Below are 5,887 nucleotides of genomic sequence, written 5' to 3'. Positions count from 1 at the left end.
GGTTTGCGTATTTGTTCTCAAATCGGGCTATAGATAGCTTCGTACAGTTCCCGCGACATCTCAATCAATCCCACATAACCTGCATGAGGATGATGGCGTTCTTGGTTTATATCAAGGAAAGGAATTCGAGCTTTCAAAGCGGTGTATTGGTTACGTCCACCAGCAATCAGCATATCTGCTTTGGTGTCTTTAACCAGTTGTAGCAATTCTTGAGCGTTGCCTTTCTCCAGCATGATGCCATCGTTGCCAATCAACTTCTTGATTTTGGCTTTATCTTCTTCAGTACTTTTCCGAGTACTGGTAGCAACAACTTCAATGCCTAAGTCTCTAGCAGCCGAAATAATCGACCAACTCTTGACACCACCAGTATACAAAACAACCCGCTTACCTTTGAGTCGAGCGCGATAGGGAGCTAGTGCCAAATCTAAAGCAGCCGTTTCTTCTGCAATCAGCTTTTCTGTCCGCTCCTGTAAATCAGCGGACGCTCGAGGACTCGCTAACGCTTCGCTATCGCCTAATTTAGCAGCGATGTTTCGCAGACAGCGATTCATATCATCAATGCCGTAGAAAGACTCTTCAATGTAAGGGATGTTGTAACGCTCCTCCATCTTTCTTGCCATGTTGAGCAACGCTCGTGAGCAGATCATGACGTTGAGCTTGGCGCGGTGGGCGTAGCGAATTTCATCGTAGCGAGCATCGCCCGTAATTTTAGACAAAATACGGATGCCTAATTTTTCTAACAGTGGTGTTACTCCCCACATTTCACCGGCGATGTTGTATTCACCGATTAAGTTAATATCATAGGGCGTTGTATGTTCCGGTTCTGCTGTTCCGACAACATATTCTAATAAAGCTTCACCACCAAAACGGTTGCCTAGATTTTTACTGCCAATGAATCCTGGTGCAATGACGGGAACAACAGGAATACCAATTTTTTCAGCCGCCGCTTTGCAGACAGCATCCATATCATCGCCAATTAGGGCTGTAACGCAAGTGGCATAGACGAATACTGCTGCTGGTTGGTAGCGCTCTTTGAGTTCCAGAATCGCTTTGTAGAGCTTCTTTTCGCCACCGAAGATGACATCATTTTCACCCAAGTCAGTGGTAAAGCCCATTTTGTAGAGTTGCGGGCCAGACGACAGACTACCACGACTACCCCAGGAATTACCAGCACAAGCGATCGGCCCGTGGACTAAATGAGCAGCATCTGCGATCGGCACTAGGGCAATCATTGCACCATCAAAAGCGCAGCCCCCTTGAGCCGCGCCAGGTTGTGCCTGTTGAGCGCAAGACTTGTTTTTCTTTTCGGATTGTTTGTGCTGATTATGCTCGCATCCTGTCTCAGTCAGCAGCTCGTTGATTTTGCCTTGGGTGCTTTTCATCTCTCTTCTCGTACTGAATCGTTAATTGTCCTTTGTCATTAGTCATTAGTCATTTGTTATTCGTTATTCGTTAGTTACCAATGACCAATGCCCCATGCCCAATGCCCTATGCCCAATAATTAACAAATGTATTTTGTGACATCCTCTCCACATACATCGGTGAGGTAAGATAGAGCGCGGAAACGCAATCCTACAAATTCGTCATATAAAGGATTGAGTTTACATAGTGCTGGGATATCAATACACTTCCCAAATAATTTAATTTGTCGCTCAAAGGGACAACAACAAGGAATTGTTTGGCAAATTAGATGAGCGATGCGATTATTTTTAACCTGAATTTCATCCACCACACGACGCAACGGATTAAGAAGATTGTTGAACCACCCTCGTTTTTTCTGGTTAGGTGGATGGTAATTAGGATGAGGATGAGTGTGAGTGTGATTGATGGTTTCCATTTATAAATCCCTTGGGTAAATGCTATCAATAAAAAGGGAAGTTGGGGATTGGGCATTGGGGATTGGGAATTGGGTTTGGATATTTCCCTATTCCCTACTCCCTATTCCCTACTCCCCTTCTTTACCCTTAATTAACACGTTGTGTTTCTACGCAATTTCTAACGAATCAAGTCGTAGGAAATATCTGTCTTAGAAGGAATGTTGGTGTTGCGATCGATTTCTTCAAACAGGGTGTTTACAGTCCAGTTGAGGAGGTTGATTACACCTTGATAACCAATGGTGGCGTAGCGGTGTAAGTGGTGACGATCCATGATGGGGTAGCCGATTCTCACGAGGGGAATCTTGGTGTCACGCCACAGGTACTTACCATAGGTGTTACCAACCAGGAAGTCTACGGGTTCGGTGAACAACAAAGAACGCATGTGCCACAAGTCTTTACCAGGCCAAAGAGTTGCATTCTTACCAAAGGGGCTAGAAGCAAGCAGTTCTTTCATTTCTGCTTCAAATACTTCGTTGCTGTTGTGAACCAAGATATGCACAGGTTCAGCACCCATTTCTAGCATAAAGCCAACAACGCTGTATACTAAATCTGGTTCGCCGTAGATAGCGAAGCGCTTGCCGTGAAGCCATGCGTGAGAGTCAGTCATGGCATCAACTGCCTGACCGCGTTCAATTTCCAATTGTTCGGGAATGGGGATACCACTCAGTTCGCTGAGTTTCATCAAGAACTCATCTGTACCCTTAATACCCCAAGGACGGGAAACTGAGGTTGGTTGGTTCCACTCTTTTTCAATGTACTCGCGGGTTTTGGGGGTAGAGTGTGCTTGCAGAGCGATCGTAGCTTTAGCATTAATTGAATCTGCTGCATCTTCTAGCTTTGTTCCACCTGGATACATATCGAACTCACCTGTGTTGGGTGAATCCAGGTAGTCGCTGTTGTCAGCTAGAATTGTGTAGTCAAAGCCGAACAAAGAAGCAATCCGCTTGATTTCGCGGTTGTTGCCTACATAGGTGTCAAAACCTGGGATGAAGTTGATTTTACCATTGCTGGTTTCTTGCTTATGACCTGCGGTCAGGTTAGAAAGAATTCCCTTCATCATGTTGTCGTAACCAGTGATGTGGGAACCGACAAAGCTAGGGGTGTGAGCGTAAGGTACTGGGAAATCTTGAGGAACTGAACCAGCTTGCTTAGAGTTGTTGATAAAAGCTTGTAAGTCATCACCAATTACTTCTGCCATACAGGTGGTGCAGACAGCGATCATCTTGGGCTTGTAGAGTTGGTAAGAGTTCGCCAAGCCGTCAATCATGTTTTGCAGACCACCAAACACGGCTGCATCTTCAGTCATTGAAGAAGATACACCAGAGAATGGCTCTTTGTAGTGACGGGTTAAGTGGGTGCGGAAGTAAGCAACGCAACCTTGAGAACCTTGAACAAAAGGTAGAGTACCTTCAAAACCAACAGCAGCAAAGATTGCTCCTAATGGTTGGCAGCCTTTAGCAGGGTTAACGGTTAAAGCTTCACGAGCAAAGTTCTTTTCACGATAATCCCAACCCTTCGTCCACTCTGCAACCCGTTGTACTTCTTCAGCGTCGTGACCGTTTTCAAACTGCTTTTTGTTTTCAAATAGCTGTTGGTACTCCGGTTGGTGGAATAACTCAACGTGATCTTGAATTTTTTCTGGATTCTGAGGCATTTCTGGATCTCCAAGCTTACTGAATTCTTTAATAATTGAAATGGGAGTGGGGAATAGGGAGTAGGGAGTGGGAATATGATTCAAAATTCAAAATGCAAAAATCAAAAGAAATTTTTAATTTTTTAGTTTTGAATTTTGGATTCCCAACTCCCCCCTGGGGTTTTAGCCCCAGGTTATCCTTACTTATCTCACTCTCCCATTTCCCTAAACGGCAGCCTTAGTCTTAGCTTCAGCCTTCTTAGCCTGAGCTTTTTCATTCCAAGGAGCGCCAATTAATGACCAGGTTGGGCTGTTGAGTGCCAAGTCCATGTCGCGTGCGAAAATGGCAAAGCCGTCATAACCGTGATAAGGGCCGGAGTAGTCCTTTTTGTGGTTTAATTCTTCTCAACAGCCTAATGTTTGCAGTAAACAGTGTCTGTGCTAAACATTGTTCGCTGAGAACACATTTATTTTTAAGCTAAATATAGGCTAAAAACACAGCGATGCATAATCAGGTTCAGGACTCACGCATCATCTAAATGTTGTCCTAAGCCAGGGCGTTGCTGAATCAAGTGATGATTCTTGTAGGGTGGGCATCCTGCCCGCCTGGAAATACAAGGGACGGGCAAGATGCCCATCCCACAAAACCAGCAAAATCATCCTGCAAATATGCAACACCGCCTGGTGTTTGTGTTCATCTCTGCAATCACAGCAACAAAGAGCGCACGATGAGAGCAAAAGTACTACTGGAATTAGAGAAAGTTAATCTGCGTTTGAAGTCTGCAAAGGCAAAGGTGACAATTAGAGAATCGAATGGAAGTCTGCAATTACGGGCGACGTTGCCAATTAAACCGGGAGACAAGGACAGTAATGGAACTGGAAGAAAGCAATATAATCTCAGTTTGAATATTCCCGCTAACTTGGATGGACTCAAGACGGCTGAGGAAGAAGCCTATGAATTAGGGAAGTTAATCGCTCGAAAAACCTTTGAATGGAATGATAAATATTTAGGTAATGAAGCAATTAAAAAAGATTTTAAAACCATAGGAGAATTACTCGAAGAATTTGAAGAAGAGTATTTTAAAACTCATAAACGAACTACTAAAAGCGAACATACTTTTTTTTATTACTTTTCCCGAACCAAGAGATTTACGAATCCCAAAGATTTAGCTACTGCTGAAAATATGATCAGTTCAATTGAACAAATTGATAAAGAATGGGCTAAATATAATGCAGCTAAAGCTATAGCTGCGTTTTGCGTAACATTCAACATCGAAATTGATTTATCTAAATATTCCAAAATGCCTGAGAAGAATTCCCGAAATATACCAACCGATGCGGAAATATCTGAGGTAATTATTAAGTTTGAGGATTATCTTAATAATAGAGGTAATCAAGTTAATCAAAATGTTCAAGAGAGTTGGCAACTTTGGCGCTGGACGTATGGAATGTTAGCAGTTTTTGGTTTACGTCCACGAGAACTTTTTATTAATCCTGATGTTGATTGGTGGTTGAGCCAAGAAAATACAGATTTGACATGGAAAGTTCATAAGGATTGTAAAACTGGTGAAAGACAAGCATTACCATTATATAGGCAATGGATTGAGGATTTTGATTTGAGAAATCCTAAATATTTAGAGATGTTAAGGGGTGCGATCGCTAAAAAAGATAACACCAATCATGCAGAGATAACGGCGTTAACACAGCGAGTTAGTTGGTGGTTCCGCAAGATAGGATTAGATTTTAAGCCTTATGATTTACGTCACGCTTGGGCAATTCGGGCGCATATTTTAGGCATACCAATTAAAGCTGCGGCGGATAATTTGGGGCATAGTGTGCAGGTTCATACCCAAACTTATCAGCGTTGGTTTTCGCTAGATATGCGAAAGTTGGCGATTAATCAGGCTTTGAGTAAGAGGAATGAAATTGAGTTGATTAGGGAGGAGAATGCAAAGTTGAGGATGGAAAATGACAAATTGAGATTGGAGATTGAGAATTTGAAGATGGAAATGGTTTATAAATAAAGTTAAATTTCAGGATTGATGCTGATGTTTTAAGAGTTCCGTAAAGATACTGTTCGTGCTGCTCTGCGCTAGAACAAAGTGTTACACAAATTAACTCCTGAATTGCTGAACAATTGTCTGTACAATTGCCAAAATGGCTCCTACGTTATCCAAGTAATATCTTTGCTTATCAAGCAAAGCCTCTTTTTGCGAAAGTTGAAGAAACTGCCATACTTCTCCTGTTGTCACGCATCCATACACAGGTATTTCTGCTTGTCCAGATGAACGATTGAATAAATCCGTCGCCACCATTTGGGCGATGCACTGTCCTAACCCACCTTCAACATCATTTTTCTTCGCTTCCACAATTGTGA

Annotated in this window: 3 protein-coding genes and 2 pseudogenes; 1 reads left to right on the top strand and 4 read right to left on the bottom strand. The window is 42.8% G+C overall.

Translation table 11 applies throughout. The features are described from left to right. Nucleotides 1-17 precede the first annotated feature (17 nt). The 3 genes from nifE to nifK all read right to left on the bottom strand — a co-directional run bounded on the left by nifE (nt 18) and on the right by nifK (nt 3,531). On the bottom strand, nt 18-1,382 hold the full coding sequence (gene nifE, locus LC574_RS22700) for a nitrogenase iron-molybdenum cofactor biosynthesis protein NifE (protein WP_229455787.1): 1,365 nt from the start codon (nt 1,380-1,382) through the stop codon (nt 18-20). A gap of 119 nt (nt 1,383-1,501) precedes the next feature. Next, nucleotides 1,502-1,837, bottom strand: coding sequence for a Mo-dependent nitrogenase C-terminal domain-containing protein (locus LC574_RS22695; RefSeq protein WP_229455786.1), 336 nt, complete (start codon nt 1,835-1,837; stop codon nt 1,502-1,504). A gap of 158 nt (nt 1,838-1,995) precedes the next feature. Further along, nucleotides 1,996-3,531, bottom strand: coding sequence for a nitrogenase molybdenum-iron protein subunit beta (gene nifK, locus LC574_RS22690; RefSeq protein WP_229455788.1), 1,536 nt, complete (start codon nt 3,529-3,531; stop codon nt 1,996-1,998). 673 nt (nt 3,532-4,204) lie between these two features. Here nifK and LC574_RS22685 point away from each other — a divergent pair. Beyond that, nucleotides 4,205-5,534: pseudogene (locus LC574_RS22685) on the top strand (site-specific integrase); the annotation flags it as partial. A gap of 90 nt (nt 5,535-5,624) precedes the next feature. On the opposite strand, the pseudogene LC574_RS22680 reads toward LC574_RS22685, so the two are convergent. Beyond that, a pseudogene (locus tag LC574_RS22680) lies at nt 5,625-5,887 on the bottom strand (hypothetical protein); the annotation flags it as partial.

Origin of the sequence: Nostoc sp. CHAB 5715, from assembly GCF_020829685.1 — a bacterium.
Lineage (GTDB): Bacteria > Cyanobacteriota > Cyanobacteriia > Cyanobacteriales > Nostocaceae > Nostoc.
The sequence above is the reverse complement of the archived record's forward strand: the minus strand, read 5'-3'. Positions and strand labels throughout refer to the sequence as shown.